Here is a 21,651-nt window from a genome sequence, read left to right as displayed (position 1 = left end):
CCCCCATATAGTGTATATACACTATATGGGGCAAAACAAAGTTATTTTCACCTTGCCTGTCACTTCAGTAAACAAGCCAATAATTCATTCCACTGACAAAGTCTCTCTGGTCCTAATGTATCTGCAAATTGTTTCTGTGCCTTAGCCCATTCAACATCGGCCAGCTTCAGCATTTCCTTTCCCGATTCAGTAAGGGTAAGTTGTTTCCCACGACCTTTCGCAATAGTATGTGTCACAAGTCGCAAGTCTTCAAGAATTTTGACATTCCGAGATAAGGTAGTTCGGTCCAGTTGAAGTTTTACAGCCAAATCAGTTACTGTGATGGGAGACGTACGGATAATACTCCGCAGTATGGAATACTGCTGAATTGTAATCCCAACCGGCTTTAAATATGTATCATAAATTGCGATAGTACGACTGGTAAGCCATCTTACATTAAGGCAGTGACATTCCGCCAACGATCCCATTTTTTACGCTCATCTCTTTTCATTTATTGCGCGCATTATATTGCAACTCTATCATGTTTGTCAATTTTTTATTTATCACTTTTATATTTATCAGACACTCTTTACAACATATTCCCTGCGCAAAATTTATATTTATATCATATTTCCCAAAATAGATCAAACACTATATCCCCCAGTCAGAAAAACAAACAGACTATCCTCCGCATAATGGTTCAATAGATCTCCCGCAGTTGTCAAAATGCATCCCACTCAGCAAACCGTTCATTCATCCGTTTCTTTTTTCGTTTCGCTTTTCCCTGTTCTTCTGAGGCGCTAAACGGCATACGGCCTGCTGCAACCGTTCGTTTATAAAATAATGTAACCGCTTCTTCTTCCGTCAAACCCATGCTTTCAAAAATAGCCGCCGCTTGTTTTCGCAGTATTTCATCCATATAGATTCCTCCCAACCAATCATGTTCTTTCGCGATTGTGTTCTGCCGCTTCTGTATTGATGCCGTCCAGCGTCGCCATATGCCATACGGCATACATCATGGAACGCAGGAGGACGACGGCCAGAACCGCCCCGGTTCCTTCTCCTAGCGATAACTCCGCATGCAAAGGGACCTCATATTCATCTATACCACATAAACGCAATGCCGCCGTCATGCCCGGTTCCCGCGACATATGCGACGGCAGCGCATAGTATCGCACCTGGGGTTTCAACTGTACGGCACAAGCCAAGGCCACCGCGGTAATAAATCCGTCAATGTAAAAGGGTATCTGCGCATCACAGCAAGCCATCATAGCGCCGCAAAGAGCCGTTAGATCAAAGCCGCCGACATAGCGCAAGGCGTCTCCCGCATTATGGATCGCTGCACCGTACCGCTGCAGCGCATCTTTGATAACTTCACGCTTATGAAGCAGTAATTTATAATTTCTTTGTGCCGATCCATAGCCGACAAGAAACGCTCGATCCGGCACTGCTATGGCCGACAGCACTGCTGCAGAGGTCGTCGTATTGCCAATACCCATTTCTCCGAAGGATAATAGATTGATGCCCCGTTTCTTTGCCGCCGCAACACGTTCTGCGCCGATAGAAAGAGCTTTTTCATATTGTACCTGTGTCATAGCTGGTTCTATAGAAAAATCTTCTGTCCCTCTGGCAATTTTTCGATTGATACCGACCGCATCCTCGCTGTCAATCCCGACATCAACAACTTCATAAGGAATGCCGTTGCAGCGGCAAAAGCAGGTCACAGCAGACGTGCCGGCCACCATATGCTGACTCTGCATGTACGTAATATCTGACAGCTGTGCCACAACACCAGCCCGCACAATGCCATTATCGGCCGCAAAAATAATGTGACAGGGCTGCAGTTCTTTATGAAACTGCTCCCACGCCAGCAAAATCTGACGGGCCTGGCGTTCCAGCAGGCCCAGACTCCCCGGCGGCTTAGCCAGATTATGGATAAGCCGGTCCACTGCATTCTGATACGCCGTCATCGTGTCATTCCTTTATATGTCATATACATGTCCTGCAGTTTTTTTTCATTGCCGCTCAAAGATGTCAATATCATCCCGTGAGGCCGCGACTGCCCTGTTTGCTCATCAATGCAGACAAAAGAAACAAAACCTTCTGCCGCCTGTCTGCCGCCGCCGGCAATCAGCAGCTGGACATACACACCCACACTGGCCGTCCCTGCATACACAATCAAGCTATCAAGCTGAATCGTATTTTCTTTATGGACGGGCCGGAGAAAGCGTAATCCATCCACACCCAGGCAGACAATATGCGAACTGTGCAAAAAAGATTGTACTGCTAAAAATCCACATTCAATCATATAAGATACCGCCTGACCTGCAAAGAGCGTACCATGAGGATTAAGGTCTTTCCCCAAAACCATATGAGCTGCTGCAATATGCCTGTCTACGCCAATCATATTGATTCCTCCCCTATGCTGCATTTTATTTATTGTAACACACCGCTGGTCTCTTTAGCTATTATATTAGGCAATATAGCTTGAAAATATAAGATATTTATGTCAAAATATAGTGAAGCGGAGGTGACTGTATGTCTACAATTAAAGATATCGCAAAAGAAGCTGGGGTTTCGATTGCGACTGTATCAATTGTTTTAAACAGAAAGGGGCGGGAGCGTAAAATATCGCTGGAAACACAGGCGCGAATTCATCAAATCGCCCAACAGCTGAATTACGTACCCAACCAATCAGCAAAAAAACTGCGCTCAGCGCCAAAAGACAGTTACGCCATCGCTTTTTATTGGGCAACAGACTTTCGTATCAATTATCTGGCCCGTATTACGTTGGGTATTCAAAAAGAAATTATGCAGCAAAATAAACTGGTTCATTTAACGGTAGTCCCCTATGAGGTCGACCAGCTGCAAAAACAGATGGAGACAACACAGAGTGAGTTTTTCAACGGTATTATTATTGCCAATATGTCGGATAAGGATATGGAATATTTGAATTCTTGTTCCATCCCCTGCCCAGTCGTCTTATTTAACAGAGAATCTGATAAATACAGCAGCGTGACAATGGACAACTATGAAATAGGCTGCAATGTTGCCCGCCATTTTCTCAAAAAAGGAATTCATACTGCCGGGGTTCTGACGCATGATACAACGTTTCCTATTATGCGCATGTGGATGAAAGGCTTTCTTGACACCTTCGCCGTAGCCGGCTATCCTATACCGTCCGAAAGCATTCTGCTTTGCAACACGTCTTCATCAAGCGCAATTGACGTTACCAAAAAGCTATATGCTGCCAAACGGCTTCCCCGTGCCATGTTCTGTGAATCTGACGTATTAGCCCATGGCATGCTGTATGCCTGCCATCAATTAGGAATTGCTATTCCAGAAGATGTTGAAATTTTTACGATTGGTATCAATATGGCAGAGTTTAATGATTATGCCATTCCATCTTTATCGCGCATTGATATTCCCATGGGAAAAATCGGTGAGCAATGTCTTCATTTATTGGTATCTTTGATCGAAAACAAAAAAAAGAATCCTGCCGTCGTATATCTGCCAGGGACAAAAATCATCGGGCAGTCTTCACCGGAAGAATAGATTTCTCTTACATAGGATAACAATGCGCTGGACTCACCTTGCTTTTTGCTTATTATCATGATACACTATGTATATCATGGGGGAGTATGGGTTCTGGTGTGCCCTCTGGTCTTCAAAACCAGTATGAGGAGTTAACAGCTTCTTAGGTAGGTTCGATTCCTACACTTTCCCGCCATAAAAAAACAACGAGATTGCCGCAAGTTTGCGGTAGTCTCGTTGTTTTTTTTACAACGTTTACTATAAAAGAGCCTGCACAATCATCCGGCTCAAAAGGGGGATTTCCTGCTCTGCAACGGTCCGTACAGAAAGGCAGACTTTATCTTTTTGTATGCGGGAGATGACGGGAACCTCCGCCCGGCGCAGCTTCCTTTCCAATGCATCGGCTGTTATATTTTCTCTGCTAAGGACAAGAGCATATCCCGGCAAGGTATATTCTGGATAGGCACCGCCGCCGACCATGTCCTGACAGGTTTCGACAGCAGCCTGCAGATCTGGGCAGCCTTCCTGCAACAGCTGCTGGAGGGCTTTCGCTTTTGCCATGCATTCACAACTGGTCTGCGCTAACATTTGCAGTACGGGTATGTTTTTTACGGCCATATTTTCATCAAGATACAACTTCAGAGTCGCTTCCAGCGCAGCCATGATCATTTTATCAACCCGCAGGGCACGCAGAAGCGGGTTCTTCTTCATTTGTTCTATATATTGTTTTTTTCCGGCAATAATCCCTGCCTGCGGACCACCGAGCAGCTTATCGCCACTGAACAACACTATATCTCCGCCTTGCTGCAGCGCTTCCCGTACAGTCGGTTCATAGGGTAATCCGAAACGGCACATATCAACTAATAAGCCGCTACCCAAATCATTGATCAGGGGCAATCCATATCCGTGTGCCAGACTTGCTATATCGTCAGCCCGTACGCTTTCGATAAAGCCAATCATGCGATAGTTGCTGGTATGTACCTTCATAATCGCACCGGTCTGTTCACACACAGCCCGGCGGTAATCTTCCAAATGGGTTTTATTGGTCGTTCCGACCTCACGAATCACGCTGCCACTCAGTTCGATAACATCGGGAATTCGAAAATGTCCGCCGATTTCCACCAGTTCACCGCGGGAAATGACAACCTCCCGGCCTTTGCAGAGTGTCGTCAGTGTCAGCAGGACAGCAGCCGCATTATTATTAACAATAAGTACATCCTCTGCTCCTGTCAATTGACCTACCAAGGATTGCAGATGATTATACCGCGAGCCACGCATCCCCTGCGCAAGATCATATTCCAGATTAGAATAATGACCTGCTATATCAGCAATATGACTGCCGATAGGCGCGCTTAAAACAGCCCTGCCCAGGTTCGTATGCAAAATTGTCCCTGTGGCATTGATAACCTGCCTCAAATGAAAGCGTCTGCTGCTTTTAAAATGATCAATGACCGCAGCCTCCAGATACGCAGTATCAGGCGGTATATGGCACTGACCTGATACTATATCACGACGTACTTGTTCCAGTACGTCCTGCACAGACTGTTTGATAAGGTACCGTGAAAATTCCTTTTCCCATTGTTGCAATGCCGGCCGTTTCAGCAGCAGATCTACTTTAGGCAAACTGGTCAGCAGTTGTCTCTGTTCAGCATTCATTTTATACCTCCTTCTCTATGTCGCTGCCTTGATATATACCAGCTCTGCTATCTAAAGTACGATAGTTTCCGACGCGCTTTGTAATATGCTGTGCATCCATATAATCCAACAGCAGGAGAGAAGCTTTCCGTCCGGCCTGAATTGAGTCCCGGAATCCGGCTAATTCGATAGTACCGCGCTCCTGTACATAACGGCACACCAATCGGACAGCCCGCTCATACCAAATTCTGGAAATAATGTATTCTGATGTCAAAAACAAAACCGTATCATCCTTGATCGCATCTATCACGGCGGCGGCTTGGGCATCCAGCGACAGCAACTCACTGATTTTGACCGGTGTATATCCTGATCGGTCCAGCGTTTCCTCTACTTTCTGACGAGCCTGCTTTTGTGACGGCGTAAAAAAAATATGGAAATGACTGGCCGCAATGGCATGATTTTCCATGCGGCAGATACCATCATCGGCCAGTATACAAAGCAGCCCGGTCAATTCCTTTTCGGGCATCTCCCTACTCAGACGGGCACGAAATTCACCAACCGGCATCCCTTTGCGCAAGGGATATTTTTTATGGTATTCCAGCAGCAGCTGCAGCGACCGGGCCCGCCAATTTCCATATACCCTTTCGTGCATATATCCCAGTGCCGTTTTCCTGATTATACCGCCAGTCACAAGCTGTTCCAAGGCGGCATCAATATCTTGCTCCAGCAGGCGTGTGTATGACGATAATGTCTCTTTAGTCGTAAAAAGAGGTGCCGTGTGACGCAGGAAATCGGCTACCAGTTCGTCTGTATTACCATCCTCCTGAGCCTTCAGGCGTTCCAACACATCGGCCCGGAAGCGCCGGTGCTTTCCGGGATTGGCATCCAAAATTTCCCCGCCGGCAATCGTATGCATCGGAGAAAACGTACGCAGTATAAAACGGTCCCGTGCTTTGACAATAATCTGCTCCTGTTCCATCCGCAGCTGCAGGAAACCTTCTTCTCCCGGCTGGATTTGATCTGTTCCCATCGGCACCGCCCGGACCATTACCTCCCGTGTGCCCACCAGCAAGCGCAGACGATCCCATAACCGGACAGGAACCGGTGAATGGTCCAGACAGCGTATCTTGACATCAAGCATCCACGCCGGCTTCAAGTCACCGGAGGCACACAGCACATCACCCCGTACCAGCTGTTCTTTGGAAACATTTGCAAGATTGAGCGCCGTCCGCTGTCCCGGTTCTGCCACACTCTCATTTTGTTCATGAACTTGAATATTGCGAACACGGACACGAAAGCTGCCGGGATAGGCCCAAAGCTCATTCCCCACGGAAACGCGTCCATCCAATAATGTTCCGGTAACGATAGTTCCGAATCCCTTAATGCTGAAAACACGGTCAATATTGAGACGAGCCGCGTCATTATCAGCAGCATCCAAAATTTTCCCTGCCATGGCCTGTATTTTTTGAATCAATTCGGGAATACCCTGTCCCGTAACCGCATCCGTTTCAACAATATCGGCATGTGCTGCCGCCGTATGCGCCATCTGTTCTCGTATATCTTCGACAGCGAGCTCGCGCAATTCTCTATCCACCGTGTCTATCTTCGTCAGTACAATAAGAAAATTACGGACTCCCAACAGTGTCAATATATCCAGATGTTCCCGTGTCTGCGGCATAACGCCCTCATTGGCATCAATGACCAGCAGCACCATATTGATACCGGGCAAACCGGCCACCATATTTTTAATAAACCGTTCATGTCCCGGCACATCGACGATACCGACCCGGGTATGATTAGGCAAATCCAGATAAGCAAAGCCCAGATTGATTGTCAGGCCCCGCTTCTTTTCCTCCGCAGTCGTATCCGTGTCAATCCCTGTAAGCGCCTTGACCAGCGTCGTCTTGCCATGATCTACGTGTCCGGCTGTGCCGATAACAATATGTCGTGCCACGAAATCACCTCTCCTCTGCCTTCTCGTAGGAAACGGCAAGACCTTGCTTTACGGCATGATAAAAACCTTCTCCGCGCAGCCCGCACGTCCGCAGCAGCTGCTGCAGAGCTGTCTCTTCTGCCGGCTCATACTTGAGAGAAAAACCACAGCTGGCATACAATGTTCCCGGCGTGGGAATAATCCGCACGCGGAGATGACATTTTTTAGCTTCTTCTTCCGCCTTCATCGCATCCCGCGTTGAAAAAAATAACGCAATGCCATATCGTTCCATAGAAGCTCCTTTATGGCCGGACAATGCGGTACGCCGTACGCATGATTTCAATAATACGATACATATTGGTAATTTCACCAACCGCCACCTTATCAGTCAGTCCATAATAGTTGAGACACGCACCGCAGGCATAAATTTCCACCCCGTGAGATGCCAATTTTTTTAAATCTTCCAGCGATTCCGAATCTTCCGTAACGCAAGGTACGCCGCCGTTATAAAAGACAATCTGCTTTGGCAGGACATCCTGTTCCGTCAGCGTATATATAAATGTCTTGAGAAGGCTTCGGCTGAAATTTTCATCTCCTACACCCATTGCCGGCGAATTAATGATGACAACATATTCATCTGCTTCCTTCTCTGGCTTTACCGCAGATACTTCCACAGCATCCGCCGGATCACCGGTCTTAGTAATAACAACGGTATAATGAACTGCGGATTCTTCTGTCATGGCATAAGCATACCCGAGTTGATCTGCCATTTTTTTCAGGTTTTCCGTGGCAATCTTATTATCAACTATTGTTGTTACTGCGTTATGCTGCTGCAAAGCCTTGCGAGTTTCAATCACCGGCAAGGGGCAGGCTTTCCCTAATGCATCTACTGTAAACATATGAATTCCTCCTACTCAATATATAATAATTTCTTTTTCTTCCTTTACTGTAATGCAGCCGATATCGGCAGCACGAATACCCGATCCAGTCAATTCCCGCAGCAGCGTTTCCGCTTGAGACGGCGGCACAGATACCAGCAGACCTCCCGACGTCTGAGGATCAAAAACGATTTCCTCTATGCCAAAATCCGCCAGCCGGAACGCAACTATTTTTTCCAGGAAATTACGGTTGCGCTGCCCGCCGGCTGTCAGCACAAATTTTTTTGCCCCTTCATAAGCTTCTTCAAAATAGGGCAGGCGCCGCGTATCAATATACGCTGAATAGGCACCGTGGAGCATTTCATGCAAATGACCGCACAAACCAAAGCCGGTCACATCCGTACAGCTTGTTACGTCAAATCGCCGGATAATATCCATAGCGTATTTATTAAGCATCTCCATACTCTGCGTCGCCTCGTCAAAACTCTCCCGACTGATTTCTCCAGCACTGTAGCCAATAGTAATAATGCTGACGCCCAAGGGCTTAGTCAGAATCAAATGATCACCTTCACAACAGGTATCATTTCGTAAAATCCGGTCGGGATGAACCGTGCCGTTGACAGCCAGTCCGTATTTCACGGTACGGTCATGAATAGAATGGCCTCCCGACAACATACCCCCGGCCTCCTTGACCTTTTCTGCGCCGCCGCGCAATATTTCATGGAGAATAGAAAAATCATCTTCCTCCGGAAAAGCAACAATATTCAAAGCTGACAATACCGTACCGCCCATGGCATACACATCGCTAAGAGCATTAGCTGCCGCAATCTTTCCAAACAGATAGGGATCCGTCACCATAGCAGGAAAAAAATCCACTGTCTGAATGATCGCCAGATCCTCCGTCAGCTGAATAACCGCCGCATCATCTGCTGAATCAAACCCAACCAGCAATCTTTCGCCGGTACATTTCGGCAAATCCCGCAGCAGCTTTCCTAAATTTCCGGCTCCTATTTTTGCATTGCAGCCGCCGCACACTATCAGTTCCTCCATGTACAGATATCCCTCCTTTATATCATCTGCATGTTTTCAGTACAGCATACATTACTCCTAGTATACCACATCTTATTTGCAGCGTCCCTGTCAAGCAATTGCAGCACCCCCGTTGCTTCCTTGGCAACGAAAAGAACGGTAGCCGGATACCTGTATATCAGGCAAGATATCCTTTTTGTTGCAATATCATCCGGGCTGCCGCCGCATTATTTTCGGCAATCCGGATTACCGGCCCAGTACATCCCATGCCGCTTTCCGCATACATTCCCTGCTTCCATAACAATTTAACGGCTGCTTCCAAATCCATAATTTCTATTCCCACAAGCTGCGCCGTCACAACTTCCTTTGGGGGCGCAGCTGTTTCTCCATCCGATCCTCGGACAACCGTCTTGTATTTTTCAATCACCGCGGCTAGACCTGCTTTCCGAGCCGCCGCAAACTCCCTGGCGCCCACTTGAAAAACCTGTCCGCGAATCAGCTCGGCGGCATATGCGATAGCTTGCGCAATTACCGGCGCCCCGGAAACACGGGACACGATCAGAATAAGCTTATCATAACCTTCACCAATACCAGGTCCGTAGCCAAACCCCATGGCTTCAAATATCCCGCCGGTTGTATAAGAAGCCAGCATCTTGGTAAGAACGTTACCGGTCAGCGAATCTGTCACCAGTACATCCGGCGTTCCCTGCAGAACATCATTTCCCCGCATGACACTACCGCCGTCAGCCCGGCTCGATTCGGCAAACCGGAGGTCATACCCATTGGCCGCCAATTCCCTCAGCGCCCGTTCCGCCTGACGGGCACCGTCTATGTTTAGAATACCCACAGATGGTCGGAAAATACCGCAGGCCTTAGCCGTAATAACACCATAAAGAGCATTGCGGATCATGCTTTCCACACGATCTGTTCCAGCCGTGCCCGTAGCAGCTGCAATAAACATCTGCCGCCCTCGGGCCGGCGTGACCACGCGGGCAATGGTAGAAATGCCAATAGGGAAAGGGAAATGCATCGTAACGGCTCCATCAACTTCATGAGCCTCCAGCATGGCCTCCATCTTTCGATGCCCCTCCTGTGCATCTGCGGCAAACACAGTACGCAGTCCGTCGTGTTCCTGCGTACCGATATAAGATACATCGACCCCCTTCTGCGCGGCCAGCAACGCGCCGGCCAGCACGTTATTTTCACCCAGTTCGCTGCCCATGCCCGTCAGGGCAATTTTAGGCCGTGGCCCAATCGTTCCCATTGCCAGACCATCTGCCATCGCCATAAAAGTTTTAGCTATGAATTCTTCTGTTTTAGTTACCATATGGATACCTCCTATCCCCTGGTTTCGCCAGTCAGCGACTGGGCAAACTCCTTTAAAGCCCGGGCAATGAGGCTGCGCACCTGTTCCTCCGATACGCCGGTTTCCTCTTGACCGCCGCTGTTAGGCTGAATTACAAGGGATACGCCGTCAAATAAATCGGTCATCCGTCCCAGGAACAGGCTTCCTTTGCCGATAAGCATAACTCTTCGAATCAAACCAGCCATTATATCTTCGCAGGCAAATCCTACGGCCGGCACACCGGACGGAATATGCCCCTGCGTTGGTGCCCAGCCAATCAAACCGTGCTTTTCAACAAAATCAGCCAGATCCTTTCGTTCTATATCACCGCGCTTTACCGCCAGCGCCGCAATCATTTTATAATTGGACATAGGAACATCTCCGGCGCCGGCTGGTTTGGTAATATCCGGATTTTGCATTTCAGGAGAATATATATCAATATCCGGTATTTTCAGCCCATTCCGTTCCAGCGGCTCCGCCACCAGTGACGTAATAACAGCCTGCGGTGACGATCCCGTACCAACAGTATGCCGACCAACGAGATCCAGATTGATTTCCGGATGCACGCCGTCGTTGGCGGCAATAATGACGGCAAAGCCTCCCAGGCAGTCTTCCAGTACGGGGCATTCTTTTTTGACATGGTCCTTGCTGTTCATCCCTAACTTTGCCGTGCAGCCGCCGGCCGTAACAGCGACCGTTTTATACGTTCCGGCCTTGACCAGAGACGCTGCCATGATCATCGCATGGACCGGCGCCGCGCAGAAAGCCCGAACATCGGCGCCGGACGCATGGCTGAACCCGGCTATTTCCGCCGCTGCTTTAGCAAAGTTGCCACCGCCGCGTTGATTCATATCACCGCAGGCTTCTTCGGCGCAATCGATCACATATTCAATATCACCAGCATCCACACCGGACTGTTTCACCGCATGCAGCAGTGCCAGGACGCTGGAAGCCTTGCTCATGATATTTTCATGCATGACATGCGCGGAGAGATTGATATCCGTATCATGTGCCGATTTGACGCAGCCAACAAGTTTTCCGTCTACAAACAGCGGCTCTGCTTGTCCGGCCCGGACATATGCGTCTATATCCGTAATATCCGTTCCTGCGGCAACACGGCCGGCAATCTCCGCCGAAATAACCGGATCGGCGGCAAACGCATCCCGGGTTGCGGCTACGAATTCTTTTTCCAACTTGACGACGTCGAAGACATCACTGGCCTGAGCCAGCAGCAGAAATTCATTTTCCGGCATGATTTCGCCAAATGTTCCGTACCGCCCGGCTCCTTCTTTTTTTTCTCTAAAATACGGAAACGGCACCTGACGCAGTTCCTCCGGGTGTGCATTGCCGATATATATCTGATTGGGCCAGTAGGAAAGGGCATCTTCATAAGTGCGAAGATGCTCCGGAAGAGACTTTAAATACGCAGAATCAGGATGCGCTGCCCGTTCTGCCGTCTGTGTCGTTCCATTCTGTATAATCATATCCGGTACATGCACCAGCACGTATCCGGTTCCTTTGATGACACTGTTCATATGTTAATCCTCCTGTCAATAGAAATACGAGGTCTGACTATCCAACTACAGCGGTGTATAACATGAACAGGGCAGTACACGGCATTTCATCACTGCTGACGATCTGCCCCATACTGCCCTGCCTGGCCATTCCCGGCCGTCAGGCGCGAACGATCCTACAGATACTTGCAGTACTGGTCACGAATCGAAGACATTTCCTCAATAATATCATCGACATCCAATACCATTTCCATCATGCTGATCTGTTCGTCATATACGGCCGGATCCACTACCTCTTTAATTTCCGGTTCGCAAATATGATACACTGTAAGTCCCAACTGGACTCCTGTCAACGGACCTGCGAAAGTCGGGTCTCCTGCTGTGACGGTTTCGGCTGCAAGCCCTGCCGCTTCACCTTCAGCAGCCCCCACCAATACGACTACGTTTTCCGGGCCATACTGATCGGCAAAATCCTTTACCCGCTTCTGATTTTCCAAGTCCATTGCCCCAGCGCTCGTTCAGACAAAGCATTCGGTTGATGCAAATACTACATCCGCACCTGCTGTCTTCGCGCATTCCGCTATGGCAGGGCCCGGAATACCGTCGCGGTCGCCGATAATGACGACTTTTTTACCCTCAAGAATGCTCATAACGCGATTCCTCCTTATGTTTTTTTGCTCTATGTATAGATAATTCTATCGTAAAGCCTTATTTATAATAGTCCTGAATCATCTTTTCAATGTGTTCTGGTGTCGCATCCTCCTTAACACACTCCGCTATTTTTTGGCCATTTTGATAAATCGCCATGACGGGCAGTCCCAGTACCTTCTGACCTATAGCCAGACGACGGGCTTTGGATGTATTGATAGCGCAAAACTTGATTTTATCACCATACGTTTCGGCATACCCGTGTATGACAGGCAAAAGCGCCTGGCACGGTACGCAGCCGTCACCATAAAAATCCACAAACACAGTGCCTGCTGACTGCAATACTTCTGTTTCAAATGTTTTTTTATCAACTTCCATCATAAGGCTGACCCTCCTCAACCGTAATAGACTTCATGATTCTTTTCCGTCAAATATTTATCAACCTGCATAGCGGCAATAGCTCCATCGGCAGCTGCCGTCACAACCTGGCGCAGAGATTTCTTGCGCATATCACCGACGGCAAAAACCCCTTCCATATTGGTTTTCATATCTTCATCGGTCAGAATATAGCCGTTTTCCATATCGATCTGCCCTTCAAAGAGCTGTGTTGTAGGCACCAGACCGATAAAACCGAATATACCAAACAAACCGTCTTCTGCACTGGCCTCGATCTTCCTCGTTTCACCGGTTTTCGTATTGCGGACAAGCATCCATTGCACGACATCCTCACCGCCGATCTCATCGACGACGGAATCCCAGAAAAAGTGAATTTTTTTATTGGCAAAAGCCTTTTCCTGCAAGGAACCGACAGCACGCAAAGCATCCCGCCGGTGGATAATCGTAACATTTTTGGCAAACTTTGTCAGGTATAGCGCTTCCTGCACGGCACTGTCCCCGCCGCCTACCACGTAGACGTCCAAATCCTCAAAAAATCCGGCGTCACAGGTAGCGCAGTATGAAACGCCGCGGCCCTGATATATTTTTTCTCCCTGGCAGCCAATAGGCCGGTGCGCAGCCCCCGTTGCCAAGATGACCGTCCTGGCTTTATACGTCTGTCTGAGACCGGTGACTTCCTTGATATCACCGCCAAGACGCACCTCTTTGATCGTATCGGCCGCCCGTTCGACGCCAAACGTTTCGGCCTGCGCCGTCATCCGGGCAATCAGTGCCGCTCCCGATTCACCTTCCAACATCTGACCGGGATAATTTTCGATCATATCCGTAATCGCGATCTGTCCGCCATCCTGCGCTTTTTCAATAAGCAGCGTAGAAAGACGGCTTCGTCCCGCGTATATGCCAGCTGCCAAGCCTGCTGGCCCGGCTCCTACTATAACAACATCATATATATCTTTCATAACAGCCTCCCCTTCTTTTACTCATCAGCAAAGACGGTTTGGCCGTCTATCGGTGTTTGTAATGCTCGTAATGCCCGTTCTACCAGCTGCCGGCGCAGCTTTTTTTCCTCCGCAGATGATAGTGCCGGATTTCCCAGCGGATAGGGAATTGCGATCGTCGGAACAATTCTATTCGCGCCGACAGTCACAGAAATAGGTGTAATCGTGCACATATGAACGACAGGCACCCCTATCCGTTCAATTTCTTTTACCATCGTTGCACCGCAACGAGTACATGTGCCTCACGTAGAGGTCAATATGACCGCATCCACGCCGGCGTTCTTCAATTTTCTGCCGATTTCAGCGGCAAATTGCTTTGCGGAAGCGACAGCCGTACCATTTCCTGTCGTCGTATAAAAGGTATGATACAACGAGCCGATTTTTCCTTCTGCTTCAAGATCCCGAAGCACATCCACAGGAAGCACGCGATCGGCATCTTCATTCACATAGGTGGGGTCATAGCCGCCATGAGCTGTTTCATACGTATCGGCTGTCAGATCCCGGACACCGGCAAGATTATACTCCCCATACCGGGACGCACTGGAAGCCTCTATATGATCGGGATTTCCTTTGGGAACGATGCCGCCTGACGTGACCAGCGCTATTTTGGCCTTCGTTATATCCTGAACAGCCGGACTAGGATCTACCCGGTCAAAAACAGGCATCGGATACTCCGTTGTAAAAGCCTTGCCGGCCAGTTTTTTCACCAGCATAGCAACAGCCCGTTTGGAGCCTCGTTCCTTTTCAAAAAAATTGACCCGGACGCCGTTTGGCATATACCCATCCTCGCAGGAGGCCCCGATTGATTCCTGTCGGGCCAGCTTGAGCGCCAGCGGCATCATGGTCTGGACAGCCTTGCGCATACCTGCCGCATTATTCTTGGTCGGCGTAATATATACCTTGGTTTTGAACATATCTGCGCCGGGATTTTCTTCATACATTCCTGTAAGAACAGGAATCCCGAGACGCTGCCGGACCGTATCACAGATCATGCCGCAGGCTACTCCGTACCGGCCGGCATTAAACGCTGGACCGGCAATAAATATATCCGGCTGCTGCGTCGCTATCATCTGCACAATCTGATTCTGAGCATCTTCCGGATGTTCGTTAAAATAGGTATCCCCGCAAATAACCGTAGCCGTAATCTCCGCAGCATCGCCAAAGGCCTGCTGAAACGCCAGACCGGGGCCAACGGCCCCTTCTCTGATTTCCGGCAGGTAATCGGCTGTTTCTTCACCGCCGATGCCGGCAAAAAACTGGTTGATATAATGTACTGCTTTGAGTTTTGTCATCCTTCCTCTGCCTCCTTTCCTAACGAGCACTGAGTGTGTTAAACCCCAATTCGTTCGTAGCTCCCGTAAATACCTGAAGTTCTACCTCGATGATACCCTCTTCACGAATGCTGTTCTCGTTGCCGCCGGCAATTTTAGTCACATAGTCTAACGTGCCGATGACCTTGTCCAGCTTGGGAAGAAGGACGACCTGATTGGCGTTACCACCGGTAACAACAGCCGTCGCTGCCGGGTCCGAATCGGCAAGGGATTGGGATTTTCCGTCCCGCCCAGCATATTCATCCGTAATAATAACCGTCTTAATCCCTTCCGCCTCAATTTTTTTACAATTCATAATAAGATCTGTATCGGGATTGCCAAAGCCCTCCTGGGATATGATCACGCCGTCCAGATCCAGCATTTTGCACAGCTTAGCCGTCCAGTCAGAAGATCGCTGCTTATCTGCCAGATATACATTTTCATTTGTAATAATGACGCCGGTAAAATTCAGCGTCTTGCCGTGCGCTTCATACAAATCCGCCACCACCGGGTTATTCAAATGATGATAGGTCGTATTTTTGTCGCAGGCTGACACACAATTCCCGGAAATCACGGCACCATCCATGAGCTCTGTCGGATACAGCAATGTCGGAACAATTCGTTTGACGTCAACGCCATAGACATAGGTATCATGAAGCAATCCCTGGCTTTGCAGCATCTGTACATAGGCTACGCGCGGCAAATTCGGAAACGCGGCCTTGCCTTCCATAAGCGGCAGCGTTTCAAATACCTTGATTTCATCCGGTACAGCATCCTTTGCCAGACTGCCAATATACGCAGCAGCACGAAGACCGGCCATGCGTACCGCTTTTTCATAGACATGCCGCTCTGCTGATTCCACAGGTTCGCAGACCATGCACACATTGATCAATCGGGAAAAAGGCGTATATTGGGCTCCCGGCCCGGTCATATCAATAATACCCTCCTGAAACCCGACGATTCGGCCCGCCGTAACAACAGCCATCCCTTTCAGTGCATAGGTAGTACCGCTCCCTGCGGTTTCCACATTTGAAATAACACCGGGAAATATGCCGCCCTTTCCTGCCACTTTAGTACGCGGCTCGATCACATCCTTGACCGGCGTAATGCGGACACTTTCACCAGGCCTGGCAATATCCACGACGACGCTCTTAATGCTTTCATCCTCCAGAACCAGGCGCTCAAGAGCCGCCCTGTCAATCGTCAGGACACCGCTGTCCAGCTTGGACCCTGTACCGAATACAACATCTCGGATATTGAAATATCCCATTTCCAACTTCACGGTTCATACCTCCTTACTTGGTATTCATACAAATACATCTATACTTCCACAATAATACGACGCTGTCTCTATCCCAAGGATCGGGCTGACTCAACAGCACTCGCAATGAGTGTATAGTCAATATATTGAAAATCATCCAGTACGCAGGCAGGCCAGCGCCGGCCCGCATCGGAAAAAGAGTTGCATACCGCAAGGCACTGCTCAATCAGCAGCTCGGACTCCATGTCCACGACGCCAGCAGCCTGGCTGGAAATCATAATGGATTTATATGGCATTTCACCAGGCTTGACACTTCCCGACAACGGGTGTGAAAGTATCCGGCAGCCTTGCTGCACATAGTGACGGACCTGTAGCAGCACTTCCTGATATGATACCTTCTGATATTCCACAAGGCATGTTTTTGCATATACCCTATATACTTTGGGATTATTGGTAATGACTCTAAAATTCATCAGTGAGCTCCTCTCCCGCAAGCGGTGCTCTATCCTCCTTGTACAAACATCCGCAGGCCTGCAGTGTAAAAAAAGAACGGCAAAACATCCATATTCATAGACGTTTTGTCGTTCTCTGTCAGTAATCGGAGGGGATTACATATAACATTCACTTTCAGAGTGCAGATTCTCCGTGATCCTTTTGCCTGAAAGTTTCAAATAAAAGCGGACAGCCCTTATTCTTGCCTCTTCGGCGGCCATATAGACACTCTCGCACAGAAAATTAAACTGCATACTATTTCTATATGCTTTTGTAATTATATTATATCATTTTCCGGCAAAATGTAAAGTATAGCTTAGAAAAATACTTATCCACTCTTAACCGGAATAGACTTCGTGATTCTTTTCCGTCAAATATGCATCAACCTGCATAGCGGCAATTGCCCCATCGGCAGCTGCCGTCACAACCTGGCGCAGGGATTTCTTGCGCATGTCACCGGTGGCCCAAACCCCTGCCACATTCGTTTTCATATCTTCATCAGTCAGTATATAGCCGTTTTCCATCTTTATCTGCCCCTCAAACAGCTGTGTTACAGGTACCAGACCCACAAAACCGAAGACACCGAATAAGCCGTCTGCTTTACTGGCTTCAACCTTCCTCGTTTCACCGGTTTTCGTATTGCGGACAAGCATCCATTGCACGACATCCTCGCCGCCGATCTCATCGACAACCGAATCCCAGAAAAAATGAATTTTTTTATTGGCAAAGGCTCTTTCCTGCAAGGAACCGACAGCACGCAGGGCATCCCGCCGGTGGATAATCGTAACATTTCTGGCAAACTTTGTCAGGTATAGCGCTTCCTGCACGGCACTGTCCCCGCCACCGACCACGTAGACATCCAAATCCTCAAAAAATCCGGCGTCACAGGTAGCGCAGTATGAAACGCCGCGGCCCCGGTATGCTACTTCACCTTTACAACCAATGGGCCGGTGCACGGCCCCCGTTGCCAGAATGACCGCCTTTGCTTTATAGGTTTGTCGGAGACCGGTGACCTCCTTGATATCACCGCCAAGACGCACCTCTTTGATCGTATCGGCAGCCCGTTCAACACCAAATATTTCTGCCTGCGCCGTCATTCGGGCAATCAGTGTCGCTCCCGATTCGCCTTCCGGCATCTGACCGGGATAATTTTCGATTACATCTGTCATCGAAATCTGCCCGCCGTCCTGCGCTTTTTCAATAAGCAGCGCAGCAAGACGACTTCGTCCCGCGTATATGCCGGCCGCCAAGCCTGCCGGACCGGCTCCTATAATAATTACATCATATATATCCTTCATAATTTCTCCTTTTTACACATTACCGATAGTGTTTAATTAGGCGGGATTTTTTTGACAAAGGGCCCTGACATACCATTACGCAAGCTGACTCACCCTCTGTGTTAAATGCGTCTTTTCCCTTCTTTCTAAAACATACCCATCCACACGGGAAAAGTTCTCCTGCGTGTGCAATAATTTTATTATACCAAATCTATCCCTTTCTTTTTAGTTTTTTCAGCAGATTAACCGTTTTTACAAGCAGGTTATCCAAATCAAATTTTTTAGTATATGCCAATCTGTGGCCCCATCAAAAACAGGGCACAGGCCTTTATACAAATAGCCTGTTCCCCGTTGATAGATGAATATCATATATATTTATTTCTGCGGCTGATTCACCCGTACCCGTTGGATCGTCGCGTTGCCGTCTCTATCCTTGGCAATCGTATCGACGCGGATCAGATCCAGTTCCGGTCTGAATTCCTGCACGAGCCGCTGCACGTCGCCGCTGACAGACACGCCCGTTTGCAGGGCCCGGTACACAAGAGAGGCAAATTCATACCGCGTCATGGTTCGGCCGCCGCCAAAGGTGCCGTCCGGATACCCTTCGACAATTCCCTGCGCTGCCAGCTGATGAATGGCTTCATACGCCCAGTGATTTTTCGGCACATCGGGGAATACCCTTGCCAGATCACTTTGATTCTGATTCCGGCTGCCGATAAGCTGGTTGACCAGAGCCGTCAATTGAGCTACATTTCCCCGCAGTTCGACAATTTCCCTGGCCATGGCGACACGTGAGGTACTTACGTTATTGCTGACGCTGCCAAGTTTGATACTGACACCGGCATTGACCATATTTTCACCGCCGCCAAAGCTGCCACCCACACTGAACATGGTGTCTTCGTTGGGGCGATAGTAGGTCCCCACAGATACCGCATTGGCACCGCGGTAATTGCCGTAGCCTGCGGCGAAATCCCACTTCGCATCGGGATCAAAATCCAGAGGATGAAGCGCTGCCAGAGCCGCTGCACCGGCACCAACACGGTCGATGCGGCTGTCCAGTTCGTTGACGCTGCTGCCCAAAATCTGGATATTATTGGCATTTTCTTCTACGTGCTGATTGGTCGCATAGAGCTGGCTGCCATTGACAGCATCCTTCGAGTCCTCTGATATTTTACCGTCTGCCACGTTGTGGATCGCCGTGCCGCTGCTGCCGCCGGCCAAGGTGATACTGCCCGTATTGACGGTACCATCCTTATTTATATCATACTGGACGGTGCCTTCCATGGCCTGTTGGAGCTGCGATTCCGTTGCGGCATTGGTCGAACCCTTACAGCCGCCCTCCGCAGCATCTTTATTGGCATCGTTCCGATTCCAGGTCGTATTGCTGAGACCAGAGACCGTACCTTTAGAGCCGTCAATGCTGATATTTTCCTTCCCTTCACTTCCTATGACAGTCACGCTGCCGGGCTTCGTCTTATCATCATGGCCGGTGCCTCCGCCAATGGTGACGTTGTCTTTCAGGTTGATGTCAAAGCCTGGGGACGGTTTGGGATCTGTTCCCGTAGAGCCGCTGCCGCCATCTTCATTCTTGTCGATATCCATATTACCGTCATCATTTTTTATGCTGATGTTATCAATCTTTTTGTCCAGGAAATCAAAAGCGTCATATAGCTGCCCTTCTGTTGCTGCCATGTTGGAACCTTGATACTGCTGATACGCGCCTTCAGCAATATGGAATGAGGTGTTGCTGAGACCTCTCAAATAACTGCCTTCCTCACCTCTGACGGTTTGTATCCCCAGAATAGCACCGCCAAAGACGGCATTTCCCGCCATTCCATCAATAATAATTTGTTTTCCTTCTGTATCACCCAAGGTAATTTTATCATTGAGCTTTACATCATATTCGACTTGGCCGTTTATTGTAGTCTGTTTCAGCCGCAGGTTCCCATCTGTATACGCGCCTTCCGGAGCGGCGGTACCACCGTTGGCCGTCATGGTCGTATGCTTACCTGCCAAGGCCTGCACATCCTTCAACTGGCTCATATTGACCGCATCCTGATCGGCTTCCCCATTGGCTACATTATGAATCTGCGTATACTGCAGCGTATCTCCACTTGCGTCGCCTAAGGTAATAGAGCCTTTATTGATTGTCCCATCCCCATTTCTGTCATATTTCACAGCAATATCATCGACGGCCTTCAGCTGATCTTCTGTCGCTGCCTGACCGGATACGTAATTTGCGTTGTCCCATATCGTATTGTTCAAGTTGTTGACCGTGCCCGCCGCGCCGTTTACCATGACCTTACCAGCCTGGATCATACCGGTCGTCCCATTCAGAGAAATTTTCTTATTGTCTTCACTCCCTAACGTGATCACATCGTTCAGTTTTACATCATATGCAATCTGTCCGTTTGTTGTGGTCTGTTCCAGCTGCAGATTCCTGTCTGTATAACTATTTTCCTGCGCCGCTGTGCCTCCATTGACGGTCATCGTCGTATGCTTGCCTGCCAAGGTTTGCACCTCGTTCAACTGGCTCACATTGACCGCATCCGTATCTGCCGTCCCCGCCGCCACGTTGATGATCTTATGGCTGCCATTATTCAATCCATCAGCGGTAAGCGACACCGTCGCATTACTACCCGTACCGATCGTGACGCCGCTGGCATTCACAACCGTATTCCCCATCGTTACGCTGCCGTCTGCCGTCAAATCCAGATCTTTGGCCAGCTTGACATCAGTGAATTGGTATTGGTATCCGCAATGACGCCGATATTATTATCAGAAAGGTTTTCCTTCGCACCGCCGCTGATTTGTAAGGCCTGATCGGAGCTGCGCTGAATAACGCTCTCATCACCAACCGTCGCCTGGGTGGTATCGGCAATAGTGGAGTTGTCGCTGCCAATGAGTTGCGGGCATATACGTTTACTTTTACACCGCACCCGCTGCTTTCTGCGCCTACCATGAATATTTCCATGATACAGGGCGGCGTCAAAACCAACGTTGTTCCTGATAAGTGCCAGCTGACAGCGGATCTGCACACTCTGCCCGGGATGAACTCTCAGGAGTTGATCCACGATATCCAGCGATTGATACAAAAAGCTGCCGCAGCACATCCTGACCTGAAAGCATCCATCAGCATCTTGAGCGATCGTCCGCCTGTAGAAACAGCGGCAGACGATTCCTTCGTCACCCTTTGTCAGGCAGCCGCCCGGGATGTGTGGGGACGGACGATACAACCAGATGGCTTCAGCGGCTACACGGATGCCGCCGCTTTTCTGACTGCCGGCCTGCCTATTGTCATTTCCGGTCCCGGCGAGCTGAAAATGGCTCACCAGCCAAACGAGTACGCCTGCATCGACAAAATCAATGCCGCCGTGCCATTTTACGCCGCTATCGCTGAAAAATATCTGATCGAGTAGTAT

General features: G+C 49.1%; 22 protein-coding genes, 1 tRNA gene and 1 riboswitch. Of the genes, 3 read left to right on the top strand and 20 right to left on the bottom strand.

Translation table 11 applies throughout. The features are described from left to right. Positions 1-59: 59 nt before the first annotated feature. The 4 genes from AB840_RS07370 to AB840_RS07355 all read right to left on the bottom strand — a co-directional run bounded on the left by AB840_RS07370 (position 60) and on the right by AB840_RS07355 (position 2,386). Complete coding sequence (locus AB840_RS07370) at positions 60-467, bottom strand: MarR family winged helix-turn-helix transcriptional regulator (protein ID WP_048514189.1); 408 nt, start codon at positions 465-467, stop codon at positions 60-62. A gap of 233 nt (positions 468-700) precedes the next feature. Further along, a complete protein-coding gene (locus tag AB840_RS07365) occupies positions 701-898 on the bottom strand; it encodes a type II toxin-antitoxin system RelB/DinJ family antitoxin (RefSeq protein ID WP_048514188.1) in 198 nt (65 codons plus the stop codon). A gap of 19 nt (positions 899-917) precedes the next feature. Beyond that, a complete protein-coding gene (locus tag AB840_RS07360; protein ID WP_048514187.1) occupies positions 918-1,949 on the bottom strand; it encodes a nicotinate-nucleotide--dimethylbenzimidazole phosphoribosyltransferase in 1,032 nt (343 codons plus the stop codon). Continuing rightward, positions 1,946-2,386 carry an acyl-CoA thioesterase gene (locus tag AB840_RS07355; RefSeq protein ID WP_048514186.1) on the bottom strand — a complete coding sequence of 147 codons (441 nt, stop codon included), beginning with the start codon at positions 2,384-2,386 and terminating at the stop codon, positions 1,946-1,948. Before AB840_RS07355 ends, AB840_RS07360 begins: the two co-directional genes overlap by 4 nt. A 131-nt stretch (positions 2,387-2,517) precedes the next feature. Here AB840_RS07355 and AB840_RS07350 point away from each other — a divergent pair, with 131 nt between their 5' ends. Together AB840_RS07350 and AB840_RS16715 are read left to right on the top strand one after the other, a co-directional pair. Continuing rightward, positions 2,518-3,534 carry a LacI family DNA-binding transcriptional regulator gene (locus AB840_RS07350; RefSeq protein WP_048514185.1) on the top strand — a complete coding sequence of 339 codons (1,017 nt, stop codon included), beginning with the start codon at positions 2,518-2,520 and terminating at the stop codon, positions 3,532-3,534. Positions 3,535-3,612: 78 nt separating this feature from the next. Next, positions 3,613-3,709: transfer RNA gene (locus tag AB840_RS16715), tRNA-Sec, on the top strand. 62 nt (positions 3,710-3,771) lie between these two features. Here the strand turns inward: AB840_RS16715 and selA are convergent. The 16 genes from selA to AB840_RS07260 all read right to left on the bottom strand — a co-directional run bounded on the left by selA (position 3,772) and on the right by AB840_RS07260 (position 21,168). Continuing rightward, a complete protein-coding gene (selA, locus tag AB840_RS07345) occupies positions 3,772-5,169 on the bottom strand; it encodes an L-seryl-tRNA(Sec) selenium transferase (protein WP_048514184.1) in 1,398 nt (465 codons plus the stop codon). A gap of 1 nt (position 5,170) precedes the next feature. Continuing rightward, positions 5,171-7,102: a selenocysteine-specific translation elongation factor gene (gene selB, locus AB840_RS07340; RefSeq protein WP_048514183.1), complete on the bottom strand. Its 1,932-nt coding sequence runs from the start codon at positions 7,100-7,102 to the stop codon at positions 5,171-5,173. Positions 7,103-7,106: 4 nt separating this feature from the next. Continuing rightward, positions 7,107-7,373, bottom strand: coding sequence for a DUF3343 domain-containing protein (locus tag AB840_RS07335; protein ID WP_048514182.1), 267 nt, complete (start codon positions 7,371-7,373; stop codon positions 7,107-7,109). Between the two features lie 10 nt (positions 7,374-7,383). Continuing rightward, positions 7,384-7,980 carry a sulfurtransferase-like selenium metabolism protein YedF gene (gene yedF, locus AB840_RS07330; RefSeq protein ID WP_048514181.1) on the bottom strand — a complete coding sequence of 199 codons (597 nt, stop codon included), beginning with the start codon at positions 7,978-7,980 and terminating at the stop codon, positions 7,384-7,386. Positions 7,981-7,995: 15 nt separating this feature from the next. After that, positions 7,996-9,009, bottom strand: a complete 1,014-nt coding sequence (selD, locus tag AB840_RS07325) for a selenide, water dikinase SelD (RefSeq protein WP_048514180.1) — start codon at positions 9,007-9,009, stop codon at positions 7,996-7,998. Between the two features lie 157 nt (positions 9,010-9,166). Beyond that, on the bottom strand, positions 9,167-10,315 hold the full coding sequence (gene grdD / locus AB840_RS07320; RefSeq protein ID WP_048514179.1) for a glycine/sarcosine/betaine reductase complex component C subunit alpha: 1,149 nt from the start codon (positions 10,313-10,315) through the stop codon (positions 9,167-9,169). A gap of 11 nt (positions 10,316-10,326) precedes the next feature. Then, positions 10,327-11,868, bottom strand: a complete 1,542-nt coding sequence (gene grdC, locus AB840_RS07315) for a glycine/sarcosine/betaine reductase complex component C subunit beta (protein WP_048514178.1) — start codon at positions 11,866-11,868, stop codon at positions 10,327-10,329. 155 nt (positions 11,869-12,023) lie between these two features. Next, positions 12,024-12,497 carry a glycine/sarcosine/betaine reductase complex selenoprotein A gene (gene grdA, locus AB840_RS07310; protein WP_078791703.1) on the bottom strand — a complete coding sequence of 158 codons (474 nt, stop codon included), beginning with the start codon at positions 12,495-12,497 and terminating at the stop codon, positions 12,024-12,026. Positions 12,498-12,555: 58 nt separating this feature from the next. After that, positions 12,556-12,876 carry a thioredoxin TrxA gene (gene trxA, locus AB840_RS07300; RefSeq protein ID WP_048514175.1) on the bottom strand — a complete coding sequence of 107 codons (321 nt, stop codon included), beginning with the start codon at positions 12,874-12,876 and terminating at the stop codon, positions 12,556-12,558. A gap of 14 nt (positions 12,877-12,890) precedes the next feature. Continuing rightward, positions 12,891-13,850 carry a thioredoxin-disulfide reductase gene (trxB, locus tag AB840_RS07295; RefSeq protein ID WP_048514174.1) on the bottom strand — a complete coding sequence of 320 codons (960 nt, stop codon included), beginning with the start codon at positions 13,848-13,850 and terminating at the stop codon, positions 12,891-12,893. A gap of 17 nt (positions 13,851-13,867) precedes the next feature. After that, positions 13,868-15,181, bottom strand: coding sequence for a glycine reductase complex selenoprotein B (gene grdB, locus AB840_RS07285; RefSeq protein WP_078791702.1), 1,314 nt, complete (start codon positions 15,179-15,181; stop codon positions 13,868-13,870). 19 nt (positions 15,182-15,200) lie between these two features. After that, positions 15,201-16,481: a glycine/sarcosine/betaine reductase component B subunit gene (locus tag AB840_RS07280; RefSeq protein ID WP_200809917.1), complete on the bottom strand. Its 1,281-nt coding sequence runs from the start codon at positions 16,479-16,481 to the stop codon at positions 15,201-15,203. A 68-nt stretch (positions 16,482-16,549) separates the two neighbouring features. Further along, positions 16,550-16,933, bottom strand: coding sequence for a GrdX family protein (locus tag AB840_RS07275; protein WP_048514171.1), 384 nt, complete (start codon positions 16,931-16,933; stop codon positions 16,550-16,552). 163 nt (positions 16,934-17,096) lie between these two features. Next, positions 17,097-17,198, bottom strand: a riboswitch (glycine riboswitch). Between the two features lie 92 nt (positions 17,199-17,290). Then, on the bottom strand, positions 17,291-18,250 hold the full coding sequence (gene trxB, locus AB840_RS07270; protein ID WP_048514170.1) for a thioredoxin-disulfide reductase: 960 nt from the start codon (positions 18,248-18,250) through the stop codon (positions 17,291-17,293). Positions 18,251-18,604: 354 nt separating this feature from the next. After that, positions 18,605-20,914 carry an S-layer homology domain-containing protein gene (locus tag AB840_RS15780; protein WP_072061792.1) on the bottom strand — a complete coding sequence of 770 codons (2,310 nt, stop codon included), beginning with the start codon at positions 20,912-20,914 and terminating at the stop codon, positions 18,605-18,607. Positions 20,915-20,934: 20 nt separating this feature from the next. After that, on the bottom strand, positions 20,935-21,168 hold the full coding sequence (locus AB840_RS07260) for a hypothetical protein (protein ID WP_048514169.1): 234 nt from the start codon (positions 21,166-21,168) through the stop codon (positions 20,935-20,937). Between AB840_RS07260 and AB840_RS07255 the strand changes: the two genes are divergently transcribed. Beyond that, complete coding sequence (locus tag AB840_RS07255; RefSeq protein WP_048514168.1) at positions 21,136-21,648, top strand: M20 family metallopeptidase; 513 nt, start codon at positions 21,136-21,138, stop codon at positions 21,646-21,648. The genes AB840_RS07260 and AB840_RS07255 overlap by 33 nt on opposite strands. The last annotated feature ends 3 nt before the right edge of the window (positions 21,649-21,651 follow it).

This window comes from Megasphaera cerevisiae DSM 20462, from assembly GCF_001045675.1.
GTDB lineage: Bacteria > Bacillota > Negativicutes > Veillonellales > Megasphaeraceae > Megasphaera > Megasphaera cerevisiae.
The sequence above is the reverse complement of the archived record's forward strand: the minus strand, read 5'-3'. Positions and strand labels throughout refer to the sequence as shown.

What these genes read in the sequence shown, in the direction of transcription:
- AB840_RS07365 (WP_048514188.1), bottom strand. Translation starts at nt 898, where the DNA reads ATGGATGAAATACTGCGAAAACAAGCGGCGGCTATTTTTGAAAGCATG.
- AB840_RS15780 (WP_072061792.1), bottom strand. Translation starts at nt 20,914, where the DNA reads ATGGGGAATACGGTTGTGAATGCCAGCGGCGTCACGATCGGTACGGGT.
- AB840_RS07350 (WP_048514185.1), top strand. Translation starts at nt 2,518, where the DNA reads ATGTCTACAATTAAAGATATCGCAAAAGAAGCTGGGGTTTCGATTGCG.
- trxB (WP_048514170.1), bottom strand. Translation starts at nt 18,250, where the DNA reads ATGAAGGATATATATGATGTAATTATTATAGGAGCCGGTCCGGCAGGC.
- grdC (WP_048514178.1), bottom strand. Translation starts at nt 11,868, where the DNA reads ATGAACAGTGTCATCAAAGGAACCGGATACGTGCTGGTGCATGTACCG.
- selA (WP_048514184.1), bottom strand. Translation starts at nt 5,169, where the DNA reads ATGAATGCTGAACAGAGACAACTGCTGACCAGTTTGCCTAAAGTAGAT.
- trxA (WP_048514175.1), bottom strand. Translation starts at nt 12,876, where the DNA reads ATGATGGAAGTTGATAAAAAAACATTTGAAACAGAAGTATTGCAGTCA.
- AB840_RS07335 (WP_048514182.1), bottom strand. Translation starts at nt 7,373, where the DNA reads ATGGAACGATATGGCATTGCGTTATTTTTTTCAACGCGGGATGCGATG.
- trxB (WP_048514174.1), bottom strand. Translation starts at nt 13,850, where the DNA reads ATGAAAGATATATATGATGTTGTTATAGTAGGAGCCGGGCCAGCAGGC.
- grdD (WP_048514179.1), bottom strand. Translation starts at nt 10,315, where the DNA reads ATGGTAACTAAAACAGAAGAATTCATAGCTAAAACTTTTATGGCGATG.
- AB840_RS07355 (WP_048514186.1), bottom strand. Translation starts at nt 2,386, where the DNA reads ATGATTGGCGTAGACAGGCATATTGCAGCAGCTCATATGGTTTTGGGG.
- AB840_RS07370 (WP_048514189.1), bottom strand. Translation starts at nt 467, where the DNA reads ATGGGATCGTTGGCGGAATGTCACTGCCTTAATGTAAGATGGCTTACC.
- yedF (WP_048514181.1), bottom strand. Translation starts at nt 7,980, where the DNA reads ATGTTTACAGTAGATGCATTAGGGAAAGCCTGCCCCTTGCCGGTGATT.
- AB840_RS07275 (WP_048514171.1), bottom strand. Translation starts at nt 16,933, where the DNA reads ATGAATTTTAGAGTCATTACCAATAATCCCAAAGTATATAGGGTATAT.
- selD (WP_048514180.1), bottom strand. Translation starts at nt 9,009, where the DNA reads ATGGAGGAACTGATAGTGTGCGGCGGCTGCAATGCAAAAATAGGAGCC.
- AB840_RS07360 (WP_048514187.1), bottom strand. Translation starts at nt 1,949, where the DNA reads ATGACGGCGTATCAGAATGCAGTGGACCGGCTTATCCATAATCTGGCT.